We start from the raw sequence: 21,274 nt of genomic DNA, 5'->3' as shown, positions 1-21,274 counted from the left end.
CCGGCGGAACGGTTGATATTACGAGGGGAATATAGACAGGATGCAGCAGTTACAGACAGTTATCGAAAACGCCTTTGAGCGCCGCGCCGAGATCACCCCGGCCAACGCCGACAGCATCACCCGTGAAGCCGTCAGCCAGGTCATCGCCCTGCTCGACAGCGGCGCCCTGCGCGTTGCAGAAAAAATTAACGGCGAGTGGGTCACCCACCAGTGGCTGAAGAAGGCGGTGCTGCTCTCTTTCCGCATTAACGACAACCGCCTGATGGAAGGCGCAGAAACCCGTTTCTACGACAAAGTGCCGATGAAGTTCGCCGACTATGACGAAGCCCGCTTCCAGCGCGAGGGCTTCCGCGTCGTACCGCCGGCCTCCGTTCGCCAGGGGGCCTTCATCGCCCGCAATACCGTACTGATGCCCTCCTACGTCAACATTGGCGCCTACGTTGACGAAGGCACCATGGTCGATACCTGGGCCACCGTCGGCTCCTGCGCCCAGATCGGTAAAAACGTTCACCTCTCCGGCGGCGTCGGCATCGGCGGCGTACTGGAGCCGCTGCAGGCCAACCCGACCATCATCGAAGATAACTGCTTCATCGGTGCCCGCTCTGAAGTGGTCGAAGGGGTTATCGTGGAAGAGGGCTCGGTTATCTCGATGGGGGTCTTTATCGGACAGAGCACCAAGATCTATGACCGTGAAACCGGCGAGGTTCACTACGGTCGTGTACCGGCCGGCTCCGTGGTCGTCTCCGGCAACCTCCCCTCTAAACGCGGCGACTACAGCCTGTACTGCGCGGTTATCGTCAAGAAAGTGGATGCCAAGACGCTCGGCAAGGTCGGCATCAACGAGCTGCTGCGCACCATCGACTAAGCCCCATTCTCCCAGCCGCTCGGCCTAGCGCCGGGCGGCCGCTCGCCACCGTACCGCGACGCCTTTACCGCATTACCGCATTACCGCATTACCGCATTACCGCATTACCGCATTACCGCATTACCGCATTACCGCATTACCGCATTACCGCATTACCGCATTACCGCAGAGCCGGTGATAACGCTCGCCTCGCACGGGGTCAATAACGTCACCGCCGCACGTCCGGCCGCTACGCTATCGCCATCGCCATCGCCATCGCCATCGCCCCTCCAGCATAAAGTCAATATCGTCCCTCCGCGCGTCCGGCCGAAATAGAGCGCATCCGCATAATATAAACTTTCTGTGATAATCACTGCGCCCAAAAACACCATGTTACATTTACATAACACAGCGTTAATTCCCCTTATTCACGCTGTTTAAGTTCCACGCATTAATACATCACAGATAATTTATAAATCACAGGAGTGAAGCCATGAAACATAATAAAAAAATATTATTAACGGCACTGATGCCATTCTGCTTTTTTCTGCAAAACGCCGCGGCCCACGAAGGACATTCCCATACGGACGGCGCACCGTCAGTGGCAGAGCAGCCGAAGGCAGGCCAGGATGATAACCATTGCCCCTGTCATCCTCACGAGAAGCAAGATGGCGCCATGCCACTCATGGAAGAGATAGCGAAATAATCGTTACTCTCGCATCCACTGCGCCAAGCAGATCGACACAGCACCGGTGAATCCGTATGAAACATATATATAACCTCTTTCTTGCGAGCCTATTTACGCCATTATTTTATCTGCCGGCCGCCTGGGCGCAGTCGGGAGGCCATCCCCATACCGCCACCCCGCATGCGCATTATCAGGATGACCCCGCGTTTATTACCAAGATGGATAAAATCATGGTCGAGATGCACCAGGGAATGAGCGAGGTTGCACTGACGGGCAATAAAGATATTGACTTCATGATAATGATGATACCCCATCACCAGGGAGCCATTGATATGTCCAGGCTTATTCTGGAAACCTCGCAGGATAAAGAAGTGCAGAATATGGCGCTCTCCATTATCACGGAGCAAGAGAATGAAATCGCCATTATGAATCAATTAATCAAGGAAAAGAAAAATGCGCACTAGCACTCTGCTCTGGATATTATCCTGCACGGCGTTCAACGCCCAGGCTGCCGATGTAGTCTACACCGCCAACCAAAATGACAATACGGTATCCGTGATCGATGCAGATACCGCACAGAAAATTGGCGATATTCGGCTAGGATACCCCGCCGGCGATAAACGCCTGTACAGCCCGCTGTATAATGGTGAAATTAACGTACACGGTTTATCCTACGCGCCGCAGAGAAAAGAGCTGTCCATCGTCTCCACCGTCACGAATTCGGTCGTTCGTATCGACACGGACCGCGGCCGACGGATCGATACTCTCTATGTCGGTCGCAATCCCCATGAGCCTCGCTATACCTATGATGAAAAAGAGATCTGGGTGACGGTGCGCGGTGAAAACCACATTTCGGTCATCGACAGCGACAGCGGCAAAGAGAAGCAGCGTATCGAGCTGGCGTCGGGACCGGGGATGGTCGCTTTCAGCCACGACGATCGCTATGCCTATATCAGCTCCAGCTTCGATAACCACTTCTGGATCGTGGACAGAGCCAGCAAAGCGGTGGTCAAAACGCTCACGCTGGCGTCCCACTTCTCCCCCTTCATCAACACGATCCCCGACGGGAGCGAAGTGTGGGTCGACCATAAAGATATTGGTAAAATCACGCGTATCAGCACCCGAACACATGAGATCATCGAAACCTTTGCCACGGGGAAAATCAGCAATCACATCGGTTTTGCCAACGGTAAGGCGTATGTGACGGTTGGGGGAGAGAACGCCGTATACGTTTACGATTACAGCAACAATAAGGCGAAGCTGCTCAAGAAGATCGCGGCAGAAACCCTGCCGCATGGTATCTGGGCCAGCGCCCAAGGAGACAAGGTCTTCTTCGTCAACGAGGTCAGCGATACCCTGCAGGTGATCGATCCCGTCAGCGATACCATTACCGCTAAAACGGCCGTTGGAGCCCTACCGCAGGCGCTCGTGTACGCCGCCAACGCCACGGGTAATATCGCAACCCTCCGTCAAAATATCGCCACGGAGCCTGCCTTTCGCGGCCCTCGCCGCTAAATACGGTGGTGCCCGCGCCTGGGCACCCCTCTCTTCCGCCGTCCCACGGCGTAAAAGAGCGCAATAATCCCTCTTGTATCACAGGCAAAATGGTTCACCGCATGTATACTTTCACCGCCCTTACCTGCTTTGCTATTTATTAAAAAACGACCACTCACCACCGCGGCCGTATTCATTCCGCCAGGAACCTTCGCTGGCGAAGTCGACGCGTTAACGCATGAAAGGTGCCACTATGTATGACAACCTGAAAAGCCTGGGGATTACCCAACCGGAAGAGATCGATCGCTATAGCCTGCGTCAGGAGGCTAACAACGACATTCTGAAAATTTACTTCCGCAAGGATAAGGGCGAATTCTTTGCCAAGAGCGTGAAGTTTAAATACCCACGCCAGCGTAAAACGATTCTGAGTGACAATGACAGCCAGGGGGTGCGGGAGATCAGCGAGATCAGCCCCAATCTGCGCTATGTCATCGAGGAGCTGGATCGCCTGTGCCTGCGCGATCGTCAGGAGGAGGATCTGAAGCGCAAAATCTTGGACGATCTGCGCCATCTGGAGAGCGTGGTCGCCAATAAGATCGCCGAGATCGAGGCCGATCTGGAGAAGCTCACCGGTAAATAGCGCCGCCGCCGCGCGGCGACAGCGTACAGCGTTTACTCGCCTAAGCGCTGTGCCCAGGCGCTGACCCACGGAGAGGTGACCGTTTCCGGCTCCGGCGCCTGCTGGGCATCCACCTCGAGCAGTTCGCCCAGGCGGGTCGCCCCCTGCGCCTGCAGCAGCGCATCAAACTGATGTCCGGCGCCGCAGAAATGGGCAAAGCCGCTGTCGCCCAGCGCGATCAGCCCATAGCGTAGCGCCGTCTGCTGCCCTACCCCATCGCGCAGCGCCGTAAACAGCGGCGCCAGCGTATCCGGCAGGTCGCCTTGCCCGGTGGTCGACGTCACGACCAGGATATGCTGCTGGGCATAGCGCTGCCAGTCGGCCAGCGTCCCCTCCTCAAACAGCGTCACCTGGTGCCCCTGCTGCTGCAGAATGGCCTGCGCCTCTTCCGCCACCATCAGCGCGTTACCGTATACGGTTCCCACAAAAATGCCCACTTGCGCCATTGCCCACTCCTTCTGTCAGGCCTTTTGGCCGGTCTCTGTCTCATCCGCTCTATCCTGAGGGCAATCGGGCATAAACTCAACCCGATCAAGTTCAGGGAGATAGGCTTGCCAACCCAGTCCGTCCATCAGCGCCTGCCAGCGCAGATCCAGGCCGGCCCGCAGGCACAACGCCTCACCGCTCACCGGGTGCGTCAGGCGCAGTTCGCTGGCGTGCAGCATTAAACCGGGCGTGCCAAAGTGGGCAGCGACGCCGCGATTCTGGCGCAGGTCGCCGTGTGCGGTATCACCGATGATCGGGTGGCGCAGGTGCGCCATGTGGCGACGCAGCTGGTGCTTGCGCCCGGTCTGCGGCATCAGCTCGACCAGGCTAAAGCGTGACGTCGGGTAACGGCCAATGGCCAGCGGCACCTCCGCCGTCGCCAGCCCACGGTAGTGGGTCTGCGCCGGCTGCGGAGCGCGATCTGGAGAGCGGAAACGATCGGCGATCTTATCCAGCTCCGGCGTCAACGGGTAGTCGAGCAGCGCCTCCCCCTGCAGATAGCCGCGGACCACCGCATGGTAGACTTTATGGATCTGATGCTGTTCGAACTGCTGGGCCAGCGCGCGCGCCACCTCGCTCGACAGCCCCAGCAGCAGCACCCCGGAGGTCGGCCGATCCAGGCGATGAACGGTATAGACATGGCGCCCGAGCATATCGCGCACCGTCTGCATCACCACCACCTTCTCTTTGCGATCCAGCCAACTGCGGTGAACCAACCACCCGGCAGGCTTATTGATTGCCACCAGATGCTCATCCTGATAAATAATTTCCATCCCGATACCCGACAAAAAGAAAAAACGCGGCACCTTACAGCATAACCCGCCGGTGGCGCAATCAGGCGCGCAGCGCGGCGGTTTCCCCGACTACTGCGGATCGCCGCCGAGATGCCGATCCAGACGCTGCAGCGCCGCCAGCAGCGGAGCCACCCGCGCCAGATCCTGCGGGTAAGCCATCTCGATATAGGGGGCGATCGCCATCCGCTGCGGCAGGGGTGCTCTGCAGAGCAGCAGAGCGTGCATGCGCGGTAAAAAGACCCACTGCAGCCATTCGGCCGCCTCCAGGGTATCGACGCAGAACGGCTCCTGGCTTGCCAGGGCGTCGGCGGCGGGCGCCTGCGCCTGCCACAGAGACAGCGCACGCATCTGGGCTTCGATCTGCTGTAAATGGCCGTGTACGATGGCGTAATCACTCATGACGGACTCTCTTACGGTCTAATGGGAAAATCGCGCCAGCATACCACCGAGGGCACCGCGCCCAAACCGGGCGGGAGAACGCGGACGCAAAAAAGAGGGGGTGCTGCCATGCAGCACCCCCTGATTCGTTTTATAGCAGTCCCGCTACACAACGTGCTCCCTGCTCATCCGTGAAAACTTTTCCCTGCGGATTTCCTTTTCCGGACACTCCATTGCCTGCGTCCTGTTCGCCATCCGGGCGATATCCCTCAGTCATCCTGACACACCGGCCATCCAAACCGGCTCTCAGTCTCCTTCCTGGAGGTGTCCCTTATTTCATCCTGAAATATCCTGACCGACGTCCTGCGGTACATCCTTTCGCCCATCCTGGGCGGGTCCTCGCCTCATTCTGAGACTACATCATCCTGATGTGTCCTTAATCCGGCGACATCCCTTTCGATGTGTTTACTTTCGCCGATTTTCGCAGGTTTAGCAATGGGGATATTGTCTTACATATGTGATACTTACGTAATCTTTGAATTTTAATATCATGATAACTATCGAATTTACTACGGCGCTTCGCAAAATAATCAGATAATAAAACGAGATCTCTCACAGTGCGTGTAAGAGATCTCTCACACGCCGAGCCGCCGTTACCCTACTTCCTGCGCCAGTGGCTGCAACTCCGCCAGGAACTCGGTCAGCGTCTGCGCCAGCACCCGCCGCTGCGGGCTGCCAAACTGCTCAAGCAAGACGCTACCGCTCAGGTTGCACAGCGTCACCATGCTCAGCTCATCCGCCGTGCTGGCCAGAAACAGGGTCGGCGACAGCTTCAGACGACGCTGAGTGACCAAATGGCCTATCTGGTTCTCCTGCAGGCGCTGCAGGTCATCCTCGCTCCAAACCTGCACCAGATCCATCTCGATCTCGTTCCAGCGCGCGCGCATATCGCCGGCGTACTGGGTGGTAAAAAACGGCGCCAACGACGGGTGCAGCTGGATATCCAGTGCCCGGCCAATGCCCTCCAGATCCTCCCCGCGCCCCGGCTCGGGACGCCAGAACACGCAGTCGTCGCGACTGTAAACCACGCAGGGGGACGGAATACCGTACAGCGCATGGCTGGCCGGCCAGTCGCCGTGCTGCTGCTGCCACTGCGCCACATAGCGCTGAGTAAATTCACGCAGGGCGGCGGAAACCTGATGCTCCATAATATTCTCTCTGTCTCTTGAGGCTGCATCCCATCACGCGCCGTCGCATCGGCGCAGCGCAGAAGACCCACGCCCACAGTTACGGGATACCGCCTGGCGGTGGTAAACTGCGGCAAGCGATGACCGGCCTCTGCGCCGGTTTCCCATTGTACCCTGCTGTCGCACCGCGCACAGCCGCTTTCACCACAGGTTAACCGTATGTCATACCAAGAGAACCCGGCGCTCACCTCCCTGACTCTGGGCAAGGCCACCGAATACCGCGACCAGTATGATGCCTCGCTGCTGCAGGCCGTACCGCGCAGCATGAACCGCGAACCGCTGGGGCTCTACCCCGACGCGCTGCCGTTCCACGGCGCCGATATCTGGACCCTGTATGAACTCTCCTGGCTCAACGCCAACGGCCTGCCGCAGGTCGCCCTGGCCGAGGTCGCGCTGGATGCCTACGGCGCCAATCTGATCGAATCAAAGAGCTTCAAGCTCTATCTCAACAGCTTTAACCAAACCCGTTTCGCTGACTGGGAAACGGTGCAGCGCACGCTACAGCGTGACCTGGCCCACTGTGCCCAGGGGGGGGTCAGCGTCACCCTGCTACGCCTGTCGCAGGTCGAAGGCCAGCCTATCGCCGCGCTCCCCGGCGAGTGCATTGACGACCAGCCCATCCGCATCGACAGCTACTGCTTCGACGCCACCCTGCTGGAAAACGCCGCCGATCCGGCGCGCCAGGTCGAAGAGACGTTGGTCAGCCATCTGCTGAAGTCCAACTGCCTGATAACCCATCAGCCCGACTGGGGCTCCGTGATGATCCGCTACCGCGGCGCAGCCATCAGCCGCGAGGCGCTGCTGCGCTATCTGGTCTCGTTCCGCCACCACAATGAGTTCCACGAGCAGTGCGTAGAGCGGATTTTCAACGATATTCAGCGTTTCTGCCGGCCAGAGGCGCTCAGCGTGTACGCCCGCTACACGCGGCGCGGCGGGCTGGATATCAACCCCTGGCGCAGCAACGTCCCGTTTCAGCCGCCCCGCGGGCGCCTGGCGCGCCAATAGCCAATAGTTGCGGAGAGGCGTTGATTTTTGGCATTTTTCCCCGATAGTCTTGGCAAGACGCCAACGCGCACGGTAAGGTGAAAACGACACGGCGCCGATGCGCGCCGCCCAGAGTAAGACGCCGGCCGCAGCAACGCCCACGGCGACGCGGTAACCGCATCGTTTAGATGCCTAGGAGAGATTTTGATTACACACATCAGCCCGTTGGGATCGATGGATCTGTTGTCACAGATGGAAGTGGACATGCTGAAGCGCACCGCCAGCAGCGACCTGTACCGCCTGTTCCGTAACTGCTCCCTTGCCGTGCTCAACTCCGGCGCAAAAACGGACAACAGCACTGAGCTGCTGTCTCGCTTTGAAACCTTTGATATCAACGTGCTACGCCGTGAACGCGGCGTCAAGCTGGAGCTGGTCAACCCGCCGGAGGAGGCCTTCGTCGACGGGCGTATCATCCGGGCCCTGCAGGCTAACCTGTTTGCGGTCCTGCGCGATATTCTGTTTGTTAACGGCCAACTGATGAGCGCCCAGCGCGCCCAGGCGCTGGATCTGGAAAACCCGACCATCATCACCAACCTGGTGTTTTCGATACTGCGCAACGCCCGCTCGCTGCACGTTGGCGATGAACCTAACATGATCGTCTGCTGGGGCGGCCACTCGATCAGTGAAATCGAATACCAGTATGGGCGCCAGGTCGGCAATCAGCTGGGGCTGCGCGAGCTGAACATCTGCACCGGCTGCGGACCCGGCGCCATGGAGGCGCCGATGAAGGGGGCCGCCGTCGGCCACGCCCAGCAGCGCTACCACGAGGGACGCTTCATCGGCATGACCGAACCCTCGATCATCGCCGCCGAACCGCCCAATCCGCTGGTCAATGAGCTCATCATCATGCCGGATATTGAAAAACGGCTGGAGGCCTTTGTCCGATTCGGTCACGGCATCATCATCTTCCCCGGCGGCGTAGGCACGGCGGAGGAGCTGCTGTACCTGCTGGGGATCCTGATGGATCCAGAAAACCGTAGCCAGGTGCTGCCGCTGATTCTGACCGGCCCGCAGGAGAGCGCCGACTATTTCCGCGTGCTGGATGACTTTATCGTCAATACGCTGGGCGAGCAGGCGCGCCGCCACTACCAGATTATCATTGACGATCCGGCCGAAGTGGCGCGGCGCATGAAGCTCGCCATGCCGCGGGTGAAAGAGAACCGGCGCCAGAGCGGCGACTTCTACAGCTTTAACTGGTCGCTGAAGATCAGCGCCGATCTGCAGATGCCGTTTGCGCCGACCCACGACAATATGGCCAACCTTAACCTGCATCCCAATCAGTCGCCGGAGCAGCTTGCCGCCGCCCTGCGCCGCGCCTTCTCCGGCATCGTTGCCGGCAACGTGAAAGAGGCGGGGATCCGCGCCATCGCCGAGCACGGGCCGTTTAAGCTGCACGGCGATCCGCAGATGATGCAGCACATGGACCGTCTGCTGCAGGGCTTTGTCGCCCAGCAGCGCATGAAGCTGCCCGGCTCGGCCTATGTGCCCTGCTACCAGATCGTCCGCTGAGTTTTTACTCCGGGGCGCGCCGCCGCCCCGCTAATCCGGTTAAATCGCTATGACCATCCATCTGTTAATCGTCGATGCCCTCAATCTAATCCGCCGCATTCACGCCGTGCAGGGCTCTCCCTGCGGCGACGCCTGCGGCGCGGCGCTGCGCCAGCTGTTGGGTCATACCACGCCCAGCCACGCCGTCGCCGTGTTTGACCACGACGATCGCGCAGAGAGCTGGCGTCATCAGTTGCTCCCCGGCTATAAGGCCGGTCGTCAGGCGATGCCGGACGACCTAGCGCAGGAGATGGAGAGCCTGCGCGCCGCGTTTACCGCCCTGGGCGTCGCCTGCTGGCACAGCCCCGGCAACGAGGCGGACGATCTGGCCGCCACGCTGGCGCACAAAGTGGCGCAGAGCGGACATCGGGTGACGATCGTCTCGACCGACAAAGGCTACTGCCAGCTGCTCTCGCCGCAGATCCAAATCCGCGACTATTTTCAAAAGCGCTGGCTGGATCTGCCGTTTGTACAGCGCGAGTTTGGCGTAGTGCCGCAGCAGCTGACGGACTTCTGGGGGCTGGCGGGGATCGGCAGCAGCAAGATCCCCGGCGTCAGCGGCATCGGTGCCAAGACCGCCGCCGCGCTACTGAAGGAGTTCGGATCGCTGGAGACGCTCTACCAGCGCCTGGCGCAGGCGCCCGAACGCTGGCGTCAGCGCCTGACCGAGCAGCGGGAGATGGCGGAGATCTGCCGCCGCGTCGCAACGCTGCAGACCGACCTGGCGCTGCACGGCAATCTGCAGCAGCTGCGCCTGACCGGCCGAGCGTAGCCGCCGCCGAACGGCGGCGGCGCGGGGATTAATCGCGCTGTTCGCGGCGGCGGAACTCCCGCTCGTCGCGGCGACCGGGAATGGCGCCCCAGATGCGTCGAATGTGCACCGTCACCTCTTCGCGATCGTGATACAGCTGCTTGGCCGCAATCTGCGCATTGATGCCGTTCTCTTTCAGCACCTGCGCCAGCGTGGCCAAATTCTGGCTCACCTCTTCGTAGCGCTTCTTCATCGGTAGCTTCAGGTTGAAGATAGCCTCCCGACACCAGCCGTTGACCAGCCAGCGCGCCATCAATGCCGAAACCTTGGCCGGCTTCTCGACCATATCGCACACCAGCCAGTCGTTATCCCCCTCCGGCGTAAAGCGGAAGCCATCGGCGCGGTGATGGGTCACCTGCCCGGTATCCATCAGGCTCGGCGCCATCGGGCCATTGTCGATGGCCTGCACCATCATGCTGCGCTGCACCAGCTGATAGGTCCAGCCGCCGGGGCAAGCCCCCAGATCGACGGCGCGCATGCCGCTGCCCAGACGCTCATCCCACTCATCGGCGGGAATAAAGACGTGGAATGCCTCCTCCAGCTTGAGGGTAGAGCGACTGGGGGCGTCGGCAGGAAATTTCAGGCGCGGGATCCCCATGTAAAACGGCGAGTTATTATCGCTATACGAGTAGCCGACATAGCAGCAGCCCGGCGCAATAAACAGCACGTGCACCACCGGACGATAGGGGTTCTCCTGGCGCAGCAGAGTACGCTGCTCGCGCAGCGCCGCGCGCAGCGGCACGGTGAACTTGCGGCAGAACTTCAGCAGCTCTTTGCTTTCGTTGGTGTCCGGCACCTCGACGCGCAGCTCACCGCCGCCATCGACAACCCCCAGCAGCATGCCGCAGATCGGCGCGATGCGATCCTCCGGCGGCAAATCCTTCAGCAGCTCGCCGACCACCAGCATCTGACGGGCAAAGATCAGCTCTCGGAACGGCAGCTTGCGCGCCAGTTTGTCTGCATCCTCCGGCTGATAGCACTCGAACAGCACGTAGCCGCTGTTCTCTTTCACCCGGGCAAAACCGTACACCTCAAGGGCCGCCGCCTTATCGGTGATCTCCGCCGCACACTCTTTCTCAAAGCCAGGACGGCAATACAAAGCAAGTCTATTCATGGCGTTCCGCCCTCTTTCCCATGCGCATCGCGCCAATCAACATCAATACCCAGCCAATCAGGAAGCAGGTGCCGCCGATCGGTGTGATATACACCCAAATTTTAAGCTGCGATAGCGCCAGACAGTAAAGACTGCCGCTGAACAGCACGGTTCCCAGCGCCAGCAGGGCGCTGCTCCAGTAAAACCACAGATTGCTGCGACGCAGCATCAGCGCCGCCAGGCCCAGGATCGCCAGCGTATGCACCGCCTGGTACTGCAGACCGGTATGCAGCCAGGCCATCTCTTTGGCCCCCAGCGTATTACTCAAAACGTGGGCGCCAAATGCGCCCAGCGCCACAAAGATAAAACCGCTAATCGCGGCGAACAAAATCATGGAACGGCTACTCATTACGCGACCTTTTCACTCTTTTTCCTGACGCACGCCGGCGCCATCCGATTCATAGCGGAAGCGGAATTTCTCCTGCTCACCGGCGGCTCTGGCCAGTATCCACTGGCGAAAAGCGGCTATTTTACCCAAATCTGCCTGCGCGTCTTGGCAAACCAGATAAAAGGCGTTTTTACTGATCAGGACGTCATTGAACGGGCAGACCAGGCGCCCGGCCTCGATCTCCGTCTGCGCCATCACATTATTGACCAGCGCAATCCCCTGGCCGTGTACGGCGGCCTGCACCACCATCGCACTGTGGCTGAAGATCGGCCCCTGCTGCACGTTGATGTGCTGCAGGCCGAGCTGTCGAGTATAGGCCAGCCAATCCCGGCGCGACGTGTCGTGCAGCAGCGTATGATAAGCCAGATCGGCCGGATCTTTTAGCGGATGTTCCCCCAGCAGCAGCTGCGGCGAACAGACCGGCATCAGATATTCGGCATACAGTCGCTCGACCCGCAGCCCCGGCCAGTGGCCGCGGCCATAGAAGATGGCGACGTCGACGTCGTCCGCCAGCTTACCCTCCTCCCGATCCACCGCCTGAATACGCACGTCGATGCCGGGATAGGCGCTATTGAAGCCGGAGAGCCGCGGCACCAGCCACTGAATAGCGAAGCTCGGCGGCAGGCTAACGGTCAGCGCCCCCTTGGCGCTCCGCGCCTGCAGCTTGCGCGTCGCGTCGTTCAGCGCAGAAAAGATCTCTTTAATATCCAGATAATAGCTCTGCCCTTCCTCCGTCAGCAGCAGCGAGCGGTTGCGGCGGCGGAACAGCTTCAGCCCCAGAAAATCCTCCAACGATTTGATCTGATGGCTGACCGCCGCCTGCGTCACAAACAGCTCCTCGGCGGCCTTGGTAAAACTCAGATGTCTGGCGGCGGCATCAAAGACGCGCAGCGCATTCAGAGGCGGTAATCGTTTCGACATATCGGGTCACTTATTATCAAATGGTTACCCACGGTTAACCGGATGTTTACACATTAGTTTTTTTATCCGAGCCATTATAATTTGTCCGTTGAGGATAGGCCAGCAAATACCTATAGTGGCGACACTTCCCAGGCCGGAACGAAAAAGCAGGAATGACTCTTTTCAGGAATGCTTTTGGCTTTGTGGTTGTGATGTTGTGTTTGCAAGTTGTCTGACACCTTTCAGACGTGGTAGCGGCGTGAGCCCCTGCCGTTTTTCACTTCCTGTACATTTACCCTGTCTGTCCATAGTGATTTAGTAGCACCGCCCGTTGCGGTGCTTTTTTTTCGACGCCGCCGCGCGGAAAAGCCCATACAATCGCTTCATCATCGCCCGTTACCAGTTTAAAATGCCCGCCATTAAGGCCCGCGCGCCGGTCCGCTCAACGCGGGCCGCGGTAAATTGTGAGCCCGCTCTCGGATTAATCTTATTAATCCTGAAGCCGGTTTACCTCCCGTTTCCGCGCCGTATTACAGAGATCCCGCCTATGACGTTTGACTTTATGGCGCTGCGCCGCAACTTCCCCGCGCTGGGAGCGGACAGCGTTTACCTGGACAGCGCCGCCACCGCCCTGAAACCGCGGGCGGTGCTGGAGGCCATCCAAGCCTATTACACCGGCCACGGCGCCACGGTGCACCGCAGCCAGCATGCGGCGGCTCGACGCCTTACCGAGCGCTTTGAGAGCGCCCGGCGTCAGACGGCGGCGCTGATCGGGGCCGATGAGCATGAAATTATCTGGAGCAAAGGCGCGACCGAATCGATCAACCTGGTCGCCCAGAGCTACCTGCGGCCGCGCCTGCGCCCCGGCGATCGGATCCTGGTCAGCGAGGCCGAACACCATGCGAATCTGATCCCATGGCTGATGGTTGCCGAGCAGTGCCAGGCTCAGGTCGTCCGCCTACCGGTCGATGCGCGCGGCCTGCCGGATCTCGCCCAGCTTCCGGCCCTGCTCGAATCGCGCCCACGCCTGCTGGCCCTGGGGCAAATGTCTAACGTCACCGGCGGCTGCCCGGATCTGGCGCAGGCGATCGCCCAGGCGCACGCCTGCGGCTGCGTCGTTATGGTCGACGGTGCGCAGGGGGTGGTGCACCACCCCCTTGACGTGCACGCCGCCGACGCCGATTTCTACGCCTTCTCAGCCCATAAGCTGTATGGCCCCTGCGGGCTGGGCGTGCTGTACGGCAAACGCGCGCTGCTGGAGGAGATGCACGCCTGGCAGGGCGGCGGGAAGATGTTGACCCACGCCGACTTTAACGGCTTTGTCGAACAGGCCGTGCCGCACCGCTTCGAGGCGGGTACCCCCAACATTGCCGGGGTGCTCGGCTTTGCCGCCGCCCTTGACTGGCTGGCAGAGATCGACCGCCCCGCCGCCGAGCGTCACTGCGTCGCGCTGGCGCAGCAGGCGGAGGCGGCGCTGAGCCTGCTGCCCGGCTTTATCAGCTATCGGGCACCCGACAGCGCGCTGCTGGCGTTTAACTTTGCCGGGATCCACCACAGCGATCTCAATACCCTGATCGCCGAGCAGGGCGTCGCGCTGCGCAGCGGCGCACACTGCGCGGCACCGCTGATGCAGGCCCTTGGCGTCAGCGGCACGCTGCGCGCCGCCTTCGCCCCCTACAATACCCCCGCCGATGTCCAGGCGCTGGTGCAGGCCGTCGGCCGCGCCGTTTCACTGCTTAACGAGGATCCGCTATGAAGGCACCGCACCCCTTTGGCCGTCAAATCACCGCGCAGACCCTGCGTCAGCGCTTTGCCGGACTGACGCAGTGGGAAGATCGCTACCGCCAGATTATCCTGCTAGCGCGCGAGCTGCCGCCGCTGGATGACACGCTGCGCTGCCCGCAGGCGGAGCTCGCAGGCTGTGAAAACCGGGTCTGGCTGGACGGAGAGCAGCGGGAAGATGGCACCCTGCATCTGTACGGCGACAGCGAAGGGCGCATCGTCAAGGGACTGCTGGCGATCCTGTTGACCGCCGTCGAAGGGAAAACGCCCGCTCAGGTGCTGGAGAGCGATCCGCTGGCGCTGTTTGGCGAACTCAACATCATGGCGCAGCTGAGCGCCTCGCGCAGCAGTGGGCTACAGGCCCTGGCGCAGGGCGTTACGGCGATTGCGCGCCGCTACGCCGACGCGGCGCGCTGAGCGCGGCGAGCCAGCAGTTTCTTCAGCGCATGGGAGACCGCCACAAAGCCAAAGCTGGCGGTCACCATCGTCACTGAGCCAAACCCGGCGCTGCAGTCCATGCGCTTCGGCCCCTCGGCGGTGCTACGCTGCGCGCAGACGCTGCCGTCCGGCTGCGGATAGACCAGCGCCTCGCTGGAGAAGACACAGTCGATGCCCAGCTTTCCCCGGCTGTTCTTCACGATGCGATGATCCGCCTTCAGGCGTTCACGCAGCTTGGCCGCCAGCGGATCCTGAATGGTCTTGGCCAGATCGGCCACCTCAATGCGCGTCGGATCGATCTGCCCCCCGGCGCCGCCGGTGGTCACCAGCGGGATCTTATTACGCCGGCAGTGCGCCAGCAGCGCCGCCTTGGGTCGTACGCTATCAATAGCATCGATCACATAGTCGAAGCGGCCATCGATCAGCGCGGCCACGTTATCCGGGGTAATAAAGTCATCCACGCAGGTCACCCGGCACTCGGGGTTAATCTCCCGGATCCGTGCGGCCAGCGCCTCGCCTTTAGGCTGCCCGACGGTGCTGCGCAGGGCCTGAATCTGCCGGTTGGTATTGGTCACGCAGACATCATCCATATCGATCAGCGTAAGGGCGCCGATCCCGCTACGCGCCAGCGCCTCTACGGCCCAGGAGCCAACGCCGCCCAGGCCAATGACACAGAAGTGGGCGCCGGCGAACGCCTCTAGCGCCGGGCGGCCATACAGGCGCGCAATCCCGCTGAAGCGTTGCCAATAGGCGTCAGAAAATGGTGCAGTCATGGGAAGTCCCCTATCAAGCGTGAAAACTGCCGGGCAGTATAGGGGATAGCGAGAAAAACAAAAGGGGCACGCATGCCCCTCGTGTCCCCTATCCCGCGCGCCTCAGTTACGTACCAGCATCTGCCCGCCGTCGTGGCTAGCGCGCTGCGGGTGATAGGCGTTAAACAGCGGCGCGCCGCTCTGCGGCGTTTTCAGCAGCCAGACCCGGCCATAGTGATTGTAGTAGCCAGCCCAGTGCCCGGCCTCCGGGCCGATCCCCTGATAAATGTCAAAATGCTGTCCCTTGATAGCGCCGCCCACGTCCAGCGCCACCATCAGGCGCATCTGGTAGCGCCCGGTGAATTTTCCCTGCGCGTTGAGCTGCGGTACTTCGGCCAGCAGCACCGATCCCGCCGGGATCAGCGAGCGGTCCGACGCCACGGAGGCCTTGGCGATCAGCGGCACGCCGCTGGCGCCTTTTACCGGTGCAAACTGCTCCGGCTTAAAGAAGACAAACGAGGGATTCTGCTCCAGCAGCTCACGCACCTCTGCGCGGCTGTGGCCATCGGCCCACTGACGGATCGCCTGCATCGACATATCCGCCTTGGCCACTTCGCCGCGATCGATCAGCACCTTGCCAATGCTGTGGTAGGCATGGCCATTTTTACCGGCGTAGCCAAAAAAGGTCAGGGGCTGGCCGTCGCCAAAGTCGACGTAGCCGCTGCCCTGCACCTCCATCATAAAGTTGTCCATCAGCGAGTTACTGTAGGCGATCTCCAGGCCGCGGTTATCCAGGGCGCCATCGTAGATAGCCGAGCGCGCCGGCAGGCGGCCTCGCTTATGCGGCATGCGGTACAGCGGATACTGAAACGCCCCCTGGGGCTGGCTACGCGCCTCCACCACCGGCGTGTAATACCCGGTAAACTGCACGTTGCCAAAGTTATCTACGCCCTCCATCTGGTAGGCGTTCAGGCCAAACTGCGCGAGTTTACGGGTATCGGCCCCGGCCATCAGCCATTCTGTCACCGCCTCAAAATTACCGACGTGACGGCCATACAGCGACGGCGAGGCCTGACGGATAGCGTCCACCTGCTCCACGAAGTCTTTGCCGTTAACCGGCTTCCCCTTGGCATTCGGATGGTTAACCAGCGCCAACGGCTGGTTCAGGGTGCCATCTTTATACTGCTGACCGCGATCCGTCGGCCGGGAGGAGCACCCAGCCATCAGCGCCACCAATAACCCACATACCGCGTATTTTCCCCAACGCCCTTTCATCTCTCGCCTTCTTCTTTTGCAATCGGTTACCACCGGCGAACCATAACAAACCCCTATCGTGAAAGGAATTAGAGCGAATAAAAAAATCACCCACACCCATATCATGATTAAAATTAAATCAAGATGATGAATATTCCCGCGAACACACTGCGGATCGGTGATGTTTGTCAAAAAAATCTTGCATCCCGCCAGATGGCGTGTATTATTCGCCCTCATCGGACGCGGGGTGGAGCAGCCTGGTAGCTCGTCGGGCTCATAACCCGAAGGTCGTCGGTTCAAATCCGGCCCCCGCAACCAATCCGATGCGCAGTACACAATATGATGGTAGTATGACGGACGCGGGGTGGAGCAGCCTGGTAGCTCGTCGGGCTCATAACCCGAAGGTCGTCGGTTCAAATCCGGCCCCCGCAACCAATTGTGTACAGCAGACAATATGATAGCAGTATGACGGACGCGGGGTGGAGCAGCCTGGTAGCTCGTCGGGCTCATAACCCGAAGGTCGTCGGTTCAAATCCGGCCCCCGCAACCAATTTCGTCATCGACAATAAACACCTTAACGGGTGTTTTTTTGTTTTTATCGTCCGCATCCGGCCCGCGGTCGGTGGCGCTTACGCCCGTTCCAACCGCTTCGCCGTCAACGCTTCGCCGTCAACGCTTCGCCAGCTGCGCTCCGCTGGCAAAATAGGCCTTAATCCCCGCCAGAATCGACTCGGCCACCTGCTGCTGAAATGCGCTGGTGCGCAGACGCCGCTCCTCTTCCACGTTGCTGATAAACGCCGTCTCCACCAGAATCGACGGAATATCCGGTGCCTTCAGCACCGCAAAACCGGCCTGATCGACGCGATTCTTATGCAGCTTGTTGACCCGCCCCAAACGGTCGAGCACCTCGCGGCCGAACTTCAGGCTGTCGTTGATGGTCGCCGTCTGCATCAGATCGAATATGGTGTGGTCCAGATACTGATCGCCGCTGCGGCTCACCCCGCCAATCTCATCCGACTCGTTCTGCGTCTGCGCCAGATAGCGCGCGGCGGTGCTGGTCGCCCCCTTGGTGGACAGCGCAAAGACCGACGAACCGCGCACCGTCCGGCTGGTGAACGCATCGGCGTGAATGGAGATAAACAGATCGGCGCGCTGACGGCGCGCCTTGGCCACCCGCACCTTAAGCGGAATAAACACATCCTCATAGCGGGTCATATACACCCGCATATTCGGCTGACGCTTAATCAGCGCGCTGAGGCGATGGGCTATCTTCAGCACGATGTCTTTCTCCCGGGTCCGGTTTTTACCGATGGCACCGGGATCTTCGCCGCCGTGGCCGGGATCGAGCATAATGACGATGGGCCTGTCGCGCCCGGCCTTGCCCTTCTGCGGCCCGGCCTTCGGCAGGGAGCGCTCCAGATCTCCCTTGTTATAATCTTCCAGCAGCGCCAGCAGCGGGTCATCCTCATCGTCCGCCCGCGCGGTGGGGGAACCGGCGACCGGGTAGAGATCCACCACCAGGCGGTTCTTAAATTCGGCGACCGGCGACAGGGTAAACACCTTCGGGCTGACGTTCTGCTTCAGCTCCAGCACCAGGCGCACCGTATCCTGATCAAACTGGCCGACACGGGCATGCTTCAGATAGGGATCGCCCCCCTGCACCTGATGGCCGATCCCTTTCAGGACGCTGTTGAGATGCACCCCCTGAATATCCACCACGATACGATCGGGGCTGCTGAGCGCAAACTGCTTATATTTGAGCGGATGGCTCGACTCCAGCGTGACCCGGGTATAGGTCGACGACGGCCATACACGCACGGCGATCACCTGTGCGGACGCCGCGAAGCCGACGCGGCTGACGCTAAGGAACCAAGTGGCCGCGGCAGCCTGCAATAGGCGGCGGCGCGTTAGGCTATGGTTGGAATCTGTCATGTAACCCCAGGGAACAACGCTGAAATACCCGCTCCGGCACCCCGGCGCCGGGAAAAGACGGGCAAAACTTTAGCGAAACCGTCTGGGGATGTCATTAGAAAATCTGAATAGAGATTTAACAATCTATGTCCTTACCCGCGCGGCGGCGAACCCGCGCGGACAATTTGTCGCTTGCCTTTTGCGCAATAGCAGAATAAAAATACAGAATGAGCGAATAGATATTCACAAAGGGACGATTATGAAGGAGCGCAGCACAGAACTGGTTCAGGGGTTTCGCCACTCGGTGCCGTACATCAATGCCCACCGCGGCAAGACCTTTGTCATTATGCTGAGCGGCGAGGCCATCGCCGAGGCGAACTTCGTCGGCATCATCAACGATATCGCGCTGCTGCATAGCCTGGGCATTCGTCTGGTCGTGGTCTACGGCGCCCGCCCACAGATCGATAAGCTTCTCCGAGAGCAGCGCTGCGATCCTCGCTACCACAAGCAGACCCGGGTCACGGATGCCCGTACGCTGGCGCTGGTCAAACAGGCCGCGGGGCAGGTTCAGCTGGATATCACCGCGCGCCTGTCGATGAGCCTGAGCAATACGCCGCTGGCCGGCGCGCACATCAACGTGGTCAGCGGTAACTTTGTCATCGCCCAGCCGCTGGGGGTCGATGACGGCGTGGACTATTGCCACAGCGGGCGCATTCGCCGCATTGATGAGGCCGCGCTGCGCTGTCAGCTGGACGCCGGCGCTATCGTCCTGCTCGGTCCGGTGGCGGTGTCGGTCACCGGAGAGAGCTTTAACCTCACCACTGAAGAGATCGCCACCCACCTGGCCATCAAGCTGCAGGCGGAGAAGCTGATCGGTTTCTGCGCCGCGCAGGGGGTCAGCAACGACGACGGCAGCATCGCCGCCGAGCTGCTGCCCAACGAGGCCGAGCGGCGCGTCGCGGCGCTGGAGACCACCGGTGAGGGGGCCCTGAGCAGCACGCGCTTTCTGCGCGGTGCGATCGCCGCCTGTCGCAGCGGCGTAGGCCGCAGCCACCTGATAAGCTACCTGGAAGACGGCGCTCTGCTGCAGGAGTTGTTCTCGCGCGACGGCATCGGCACCCAGATCGTGATGGAGAGCGCAGAGCAGATCCGCCGCGCTAACATCAATGATATCGGCGGCATTCTGGCCCTGATCCGCCCGCTGGAGCAGCAGGGGATCCTGGTGCGTCGCTCGCGCGAACAGCTGGAGCGAGAGATAGAGCGCTTTACCCTGATCGAGCGCGATAGCCTGACTATCGCCTGCGCCGCGCTCTACCCTTTCCCCCAGGAGCGCATGGGCGAGATGGCCTGCGTGGCGGTGCATCCAGACTACCGCAACTCTGCGCGCGGAGAGCAGCTGCTGCAGCGAATTACCGCGCAGGCGCGTCAGATGGGGCTGGAGAAGCTGTTTGTCCTGACGACCCGCAGCCTGCACTGGTTTCAAGAGCGCGGCTTCCAGCCGGTAGAGGTCGATATGCTGCCGCAGCAGAAGCAGGCGCTGTATAACTACCAGCGCCGCTCCAAAATCCTGCTGACCGAGCTGTAGCCCCGCCGCGCGGCACGTCGCTTAATCGGCGGCGGCCAGCAGACGGGCCATCAGCCCGCTGCGCCGTTCGGTCGGCGTACGGATGGCCCGCTCCAGCACCGGCCGGGTCGCAAAGAGCGTCAGCTGCTGGCGCGCCCGCGTGATGGCGGTATACACCAGCTCACGCGTCACCACCGGCGACGGTTGGGTCGGCAGCGCCAGCAGCGTATGGTCGAACTCCGATCCCTGCGACTTGTGCACCGTCATCGCCCAGGCCGTCTCATGGGGCGGTAGACGGTTGGGCTGTACCGCGCGCGGCGCGCCGTCGCTGCCCATAAACCACACCTGCCAGCCGCTCTGTTCATCGCCCAGCGTAATACCGATATCGCCGTTAAACAGCGCCTGACTGGCGTCGTTGCGGGTGATCATCACCGGACGCCCGGCATACCAGTGCTTTTGCCCCTCATGCGCGCGCCGGATCAGCCCCGCCCGCTGCAGCGTCAGAGCGATACGCTCGTTGAGACCATGTAGGCCAAAGGGCCCCTCGCGCAGGGCGCACAGCGGACGGAAGCGGGCAAATTCGGCCAGGATCTGCGCCGGGGCCTCCCCGCGCAGGATCCCCTCCAGCATCGGGCGATACCCCGCCAGACAGCACGTTAAGAGCGTCTGGTAGTCTTCATCCTGAGCGATTTCGTGCCAATGCAGATCGGCAAAGCGGTCCGCCAGACACGCCATAGCCATCCGGCGATCGCCCCGATTGACGGCCAGCGCCAGCTGCCCGATCCCTGAACGGGCGTCGAAGCGGTAGCTGTGACGCAGCAGGCTGATGGCGTCACGCAGGGCGACCGCTGGCTGCGTCTCTCCGGCGGGGATCGGCGCATCGCACAGCTGGCTCAGCTCGGCCGCGCGCGCGGCGCTGAAGCCATATTCGGCAAAGCGGCACAGCTCACCCAGCACCGCGCCGGCCTCCACCGACGCCAGCTGATCGCGATCCCCCAGCAGGATCAGCTGCGCCTGCGGCGGCAACGCCTCGATCAGCCGCGCCATCATCGGCAGATCCACCATTGAAGCCTCATCCACCACCAGCACATCCAGATGCAGCGGATTATCCCGGTGATA

Annotated in this window: 22 protein-coding genes and 3 tRNA genes; 14 read left to right on the top strand and 11 right to left on the bottom strand. The window is 61.0% G+C overall.

Annotated elements, in window-relative coordinates; translation table 11 throughout:
- Positions 1-40 precede the first annotated feature (40 nt).
- From dapD to BRD58_RS03875, 5 genes are all read left to right on the top strand, one after another.
- Positions 41-865 carry a 2,3,4,5-tetrahydropyridine-2,6-dicarboxylate N-succinyltransferase gene (gene dapD / locus BRD58_RS03905; protein WP_012847603.1) on the top strand — a complete coding sequence of 275 codons (825 nt, stop codon included), beginning with the start codon at positions 41-43 and terminating at the stop codon, positions 863-865.
- Between the two features lie 472 nt (positions 866-1,337).
- Positions 1,338-1,550 (top strand): hypothetical protein, encoded by a 213-nt coding sequence (locus tag BRD58_RS03890; protein ID WP_073381611.1) that lies wholly within the window; start codon positions 1,338-1,340, stop codon positions 1,548-1,550.
- Positions 1,551-1,606: 56 nt separating this feature from the next.
- Positions 1,607-1,996 (top strand): DUF305 domain-containing protein, encoded by a 390-nt coding sequence (locus BRD58_RS03885; protein ID WP_012847600.1) that lies wholly within the window; start codon positions 1,607-1,609, stop codon positions 1,994-1,996.
- Positions 1,986-3,047 carry a YncE family protein gene (locus tag BRD58_RS03880; protein WP_073381609.1) on the top strand — a complete coding sequence of 354 codons (1,062 nt, stop codon included), beginning with the start codon at positions 1,986-1,988 and terminating at the stop codon, positions 3,045-3,047. The genes BRD58_RS03885 and BRD58_RS03880 overlap by 11 nt, the downstream gene beginning before the upstream one ends.
- Before the next feature lie 232 nt (positions 3,048-3,279).
- A complete protein-coding gene (locus BRD58_RS03875) occupies positions 3,280-3,666 on the top strand; it encodes a DUF3461 family protein (RefSeq protein ID WP_012847598.1) in 387 nt (128 codons plus the stop codon).
- Between the two features lie 32 nt (positions 3,667-3,698).
- Here the strand turns inward: BRD58_RS03875 and BRD58_RS03870 are convergent, their stop codons facing one another.
- From BRD58_RS03870 to syd, 4 genes are all read right to left on the bottom strand, one after another.
- Positions 3,699-4,151 (bottom strand): flavodoxin, encoded by a 453-nt coding sequence (locus BRD58_RS03870; protein WP_012847597.1) that lies wholly within the window; start codon positions 4,149-4,151, stop codon positions 3,699-3,701.
- Between the two features lie 15 nt (positions 4,152-4,166).
- On the bottom strand, positions 4,167-4,964 hold the full coding sequence (gene truC, locus BRD58_RS03865) for a tRNA pseudouridine(65) synthase TruC (protein WP_041692711.1): 798 nt from the start codon (positions 4,962-4,964) through the stop codon (positions 4,167-4,169).
- Positions 4,965-5,054: 90 nt separating this feature from the next.
- Positions 5,055-5,384 carry a YqcC family protein gene (locus BRD58_RS03860; protein ID WP_015460999.1) on the bottom strand — a complete coding sequence of 110 codons (330 nt, stop codon included), beginning with the start codon at positions 5,382-5,384 and terminating at the stop codon, positions 5,055-5,057.
- A 632-nt stretch (positions 5,385-6,016) separates the two neighbouring features.
- A complete protein-coding gene (gene syd / locus BRD58_RS03855; RefSeq protein ID WP_012847594.1) occupies positions 6,017-6,571 on the bottom strand; it encodes a SecY-interacting protein in 555 nt (184 codons plus the stop codon).
- A gap of 198 nt (positions 6,572-6,769) precedes the next feature.
- On the opposite strand from syd, the gene queF reads away from it, so the two are divergent.
- From queF to xni, 3 genes are all read left to right on the top strand, one after another.
- Positions 6,770-7,615, top strand: a complete 846-nt coding sequence (gene queF / locus BRD58_RS03850) for an NADPH-dependent 7-cyano-7-deazaguanine reductase QueF (protein ID WP_069578241.1) — start codon at positions 6,770-6,772, stop codon at positions 7,613-7,615.
- 183 nt (positions 7,616-7,798) lie between these two features.
- On the top strand, positions 7,799-9,163 hold the full coding sequence (gene ppnN, locus BRD58_RS03845; RefSeq protein WP_012847592.1) for a nucleotide 5'-monophosphate nucleosidase PpnN: 1,365 nt from the start codon (positions 7,799-7,801) through the stop codon (positions 9,161-9,163).
- A 49-nt stretch (positions 9,164-9,212) separates the two neighbouring features.
- Complete coding sequence (gene xni / locus BRD58_RS03840; RefSeq protein WP_073381607.1) at positions 9,213-9,974, top strand: flap endonuclease Xni; 762 nt, start codon at positions 9,213-9,215, stop codon at positions 9,972-9,974.
- Between the two features lie 28 nt (positions 9,975-10,002).
- On the opposite strand, the gene rlmM is transcribed toward xni, so the two are convergent.
- From rlmM to BRD58_RS03825, 3 genes are read right to left on the bottom strand one after another with little or no spacing between them, the layout of a single operon-like run.
- Positions 10,003-11,127 carry a 23S rRNA (cytidine(2498)-2'-O)-methyltransferase RlmM gene (gene rlmM, locus BRD58_RS03835; RefSeq protein ID WP_034168545.1) on the bottom strand — a complete coding sequence of 375 codons (1,125 nt, stop codon included), beginning with the start codon at positions 11,125-11,127 and terminating at the stop codon, positions 10,003-10,005.
- Entirely contained in the window at positions 11,120-11,515 is a 396-nt protein-coding gene (locus tag BRD58_RS03830; RefSeq protein ID WP_015460996.1) for a DUF423 domain-containing protein, read from the bottom strand. The genes rlmM and BRD58_RS03830 overlap by 8 nt, the downstream gene beginning before the upstream one ends.
- Positions 11,516-11,527: 12 nt before the next feature.
- On the bottom strand, positions 11,528-12,475 hold the full coding sequence (locus BRD58_RS03825) for a transcriptional regulator GcvA (protein ID WP_012847588.1): 948 nt from the start codon (positions 12,473-12,475) through the stop codon (positions 11,528-11,530).
- A gap of 526 nt (positions 12,476-13,001) precedes the next feature.
- Here BRD58_RS03825 and csdA point away from each other — a divergent pair.
- Both csdA and csdE read left to right on the top strand, forming a co-directional pair.
- A complete protein-coding gene (csdA, locus tag BRD58_RS03820; protein ID WP_073383848.1) occupies positions 13,002-14,210 on the top strand; it encodes a cysteine desulfurase CsdA in 1,209 nt (402 codons plus the stop codon).
- Positions 14,207-14,653, top strand: a complete 447-nt coding sequence (gene csdE / locus BRD58_RS03815) for a cysteine desulfurase sulfur acceptor subunit CsdE (RefSeq protein WP_012847586.1) — start codon at positions 14,207-14,209, stop codon at positions 14,651-14,653. Before csdA ends, csdE begins: the two co-directional genes overlap by 4 nt.
- Here the strand turns inward: csdE and tcdA are convergent.
- Together tcdA and mltA are read right to left on the bottom strand one after the other, a co-directional pair.
- Positions 14,632-15,447, bottom strand: a complete 816-nt coding sequence (gene tcdA, locus BRD58_RS03810; protein ID WP_012847585.1) for a tRNA cyclic N6-threonylcarbamoyladenosine(37) synthase TcdA — start codon at positions 15,445-15,447, stop codon at positions 14,632-14,634. The genes csdE and tcdA overlap by 22 nt on opposite strands.
- A 102-nt stretch (positions 15,448-15,549) precedes the next feature.
- Positions 15,550-16,701, bottom strand: a complete 1,152-nt coding sequence (gene mltA / locus BRD58_RS03805; RefSeq protein ID WP_012847584.1) for a murein transglycosylase A — start codon at positions 16,699-16,701, stop codon at positions 15,550-15,552.
- Between the two features lie 220 nt (positions 16,702-16,921).
- On the opposite strand from mltA, the gene BRD58_RS03800 reads away from it, so the two are divergent.
- From BRD58_RS03800 to BRD58_RS03790, 3 genes are all read left to right on the top strand, one after another.
- Positions 16,922-16,998: transfer RNA gene (locus tag BRD58_RS03800), tRNA-Met, on the top strand.
- A gap of 40 nt (positions 16,999-17,038) precedes the next feature.
- A tRNA-Met gene (locus tag BRD58_RS03795) sits at positions 17,039-17,115 on the top strand.
- 38 nt (positions 17,116-17,153) lie between these two features.
- Positions 17,154-17,230 (top strand) — tRNA-Met (locus BRD58_RS03790).
- 119 nt (positions 17,231-17,349) lie between these two features.
- Here BRD58_RS03790 and amiC read toward each other — a convergent pair.
- Entirely contained in the window at positions 17,350-18,612 is a 1,263-nt protein-coding gene (amiC, locus tag BRD58_RS03785; RefSeq protein ID WP_015460994.1) for an N-acetylmuramoyl-L-alanine amidase AmiC, read from the bottom strand.
- Between the two features lie 238 nt (positions 18,613-18,850).
- On the opposite strand from amiC, the gene argA reads away from it, so the two are divergent.
- On the top strand, positions 18,851-20,176 hold the full coding sequence (argA, locus tag BRD58_RS03780; protein ID WP_073381605.1) for an amino-acid N-acetyltransferase: 1,326 nt from the start codon (positions 18,851-18,853) through the stop codon (positions 20,174-20,176).
- 21 nt (positions 20,177-20,197) lie between these two features.
- Here argA and recD read toward each other — a convergent pair.
- A partial coding sequence (gene recD / locus BRD58_RS18170) for an exodeoxyribonuclease V subunit alpha (RefSeq protein WP_236721569.1) occupies positions 20,198-21,274 on the bottom strand: 1,077 nt, incomplete at its 5' end.

The sequence above is a fragment of the Edwardsiella piscicida genome (assembly GCF_001896205.1).
GTDB lineage: Bacteria > Pseudomonadota > Gammaproteobacteria > Enterobacterales > Enterobacteriaceae > Edwardsiella > Edwardsiella piscicida.
Note: the sequence above shows the minus strand (reverse complement) of the source record. Positions and strands in the feature narration are given on the sequence as shown.

Coding starts and splice junctions, on each gene's coding strand:
- truC (WP_041692711.1), bottom strand. CDS start 4,964: ATGGAAATTATTTATCAGGATGAGCATCTGGTGGCAATCAATAAGCCT.
- BRD58_RS03890 (WP_073381611.1), top strand. CDS start 1,338: ATGAAACATAATAAAAAAATATTATTAACGGCACTGATGCCATTCTGC.
- mltA (WP_012847584.1), bottom strand. CDS start 16,701: ATGAAAGGGCGTTGGGGAAAATACGCGGTATGTGGGTTATTGGTGGCG.
- dapD (WP_012847603.1), top strand. CDS start 41: ATGCAGCAGTTACAGACAGTTATCGAAAACGCCTTTGAGCGCCGCGCC.
- BRD58_RS03830 (WP_015460996.1), bottom strand. CDS start 11,515: ATGAGTAGCCGTTCCATGATTTTGTTCGCCGCGATTAGCGGTTTTATC.
- syd (WP_012847594.1), bottom strand. CDS start 6,571: ATGGAGCATCAGGTTTCCGCCGCCCTGCGTGAATTTACTCAGCGCTAT.
- BRD58_RS03885 (WP_012847600.1), top strand. CDS start 1,607: ATGAAACATATATATAACCTCTTTCTTGCGAGCCTATTTACGCCATTA.
- tcdA (WP_012847585.1), bottom strand. CDS start 15,447: ATGACTGCACCATTTTCTGACGCCTATTGGCAACGCTTCAGCGGGATT.
- BRD58_RS03860 (WP_015460999.1), bottom strand. CDS start 5,384: ATGAGTGATTACGCCATCGTACACGGCCATTTACAGCAGATCGAAGCC.
- csdE (WP_012847586.1), top strand. CDS start 14,207: ATGAAGGCACCGCACCCCTTTGGCCGTCAAATCACCGCGCAGACCCTG.
- rlmM (WP_034168545.1), bottom strand. CDS start 11,127: ATGAATAGACTTGCTTTGTATTGCCGTCCTGGCTTTGAGAAAGAGTGT.
- BRD58_RS03825 (WP_012847588.1), bottom strand. CDS start 12,475: ATGTCGAAACGATTACCGCCTCTGAATGCGCTGCGCGTCTTTGATGCC.
- BRD58_RS03870 (WP_012847597.1), bottom strand. CDS start 4,151: ATGGCGCAAGTGGGCATTTTTGTGGGAACCGTATACGGTAACGCGCTG.
- BRD58_RS03875 (WP_012847598.1), top strand. CDS start 3,280: ATGTATGACAACCTGAAAAGCCTGGGGATTACCCAACCGGAAGAGATC.
- queF (WP_069578241.1), top strand. CDS start 6,770: ATGTCATACCAAGAGAACCCGGCGCTCACCTCCCTGACTCTGGGCAAG.
- BRD58_RS03880 (WP_073381609.1), top strand. CDS start 1,986: ATGCGCACTAGCACTCTGCTCTGGATATTATCCTGCACGGCGTTCAAC.
- xni (WP_073381607.1), top strand. CDS start 9,213: ATGACCATCCATCTGTTAATCGTCGATGCCCTCAATCTAATCCGCCGC.
- argA (WP_073381605.1), top strand. CDS start 18,851: ATGAAGGAGCGCAGCACAGAACTGGTTCAGGGGTTTCGCCACTCGGTG.
- csdA (WP_073383848.1), top strand. CDS start 13,002: ATGACGTTTGACTTTATGGCGCTGCGCCGCAACTTCCCCGCGCTGGGA.
- amiC (WP_015460994.1), bottom strand. CDS start 18,612: ATGACAGATTCCAACCATAGCCTAACGCGCCGCCGCCTATTGCAGGCT.